The sequence below is a fragment of the Bathymodiolus heckerae thiotrophic gill symbiont genome (genome assembly GCF_900128515.1).
Taxonomy (GTDB): domain Bacteria; phylum Pseudomonadota; class Gammaproteobacteria; order PS1; family Pseudothioglobaceae; genus Thioglobus_A.
This window is the reverse complement of sequence record NZ_FQTP01000254.1, coordinates 1-834: the sequence shown is the minus strand read 5'-3', so window position 1 is coordinate 834 and position 834 is coordinate 1. Positions and strand designations below refer to the sequence as shown.

At 39.9% G+C, this 834-nt stretch carries 2 protein-coding genes; one reads left to right on the top strand and one right to left on the bottom strand.

From position 1 onward, the window contains the following. Positions 1–345: stringent starvation protein B (locus BTHERMOSOX_RS11700; protein WP_138121258.1), on the top strand; the 345-nt coding region annotated here is incomplete at its 5' end. Positions 346–348: 3 nt separating this feature from the next. Here the strand turns inward: BTHERMOSOX_RS11700 and bioD are convergent. Continuing rightward, the coding region (gene bioD, locus BTHERMOSOX_RS11695; RefSeq protein ID WP_138121257.1) for an ATP-dependent dethiobiotin synthetase BioD at positions 349–834 on the bottom strand (486 nt) is incomplete at its 5' end.

The window sequence follows — 834 nt, the reverse complement described above, 5'->3', positions numbered from 1 at the left end:
GCACCCTATTTAATTAGAGCCTATCATCAGTGGATGGAAGATTCGGGGCTTAGCGCACATATTCTTGTAGACTGTACAAATACAGAAGTAGTTGTACCTACACAATTTATTCAAGATGATCGCATCGTCTTAAATATTGCTAGTACTGCAACACAATCTCTAGTGCTTGACAATAGCCATATCGGCTTTAAAGCGCGCTTTTCAGGGCAATCAGTTGATGTTTACATTCCTACCGATGCAGTAATGAGTATCTATGCAGGTGAGAACGGAGAAGGTATGTTTTTTGAAGCTAAAGACCAAGAGCAGGCGGTTGATAAAAAACCCAAGCTAACACTGCTAGATTAAAAACTAAATCAGAATTTGACTAATCTGCTGTTCAAATAAGTCAATCGCTTCGTCATTGTAGACTACTACTTCACAACTACTATAGCGTCGAATAACGCTTGCGTTATCCAGTGTATTTCCTTTGATTTGATTTAGAACAACACAAGCAATCTCTAACTTATACTGTTCAGCGGCTTTAATCACTAGCAAAGCTTGATTAACTGCGCCCAACTCATCTTTAACAACCAATACAAGGGGCAGTTGAAGTGCTGTGGCTAAATCAATATTTAGCGTATCTTGTGCAATTGGAGAAAGCAATCCCCCTGCCCCTTCAACCATTACATAGTGATCACTTTGACATGCTTTAACAAGATCTGTCAAGCCAATTGTTACGCCTGATGCGCTACTAGCACTCTCACCGCTACAGCACTGGGTAAATTGGTAGCAACAAATACGATTAATATCCTCTGCTACATTACTTGCTTTTTGCAGTGCAACTGCATCTTTAGT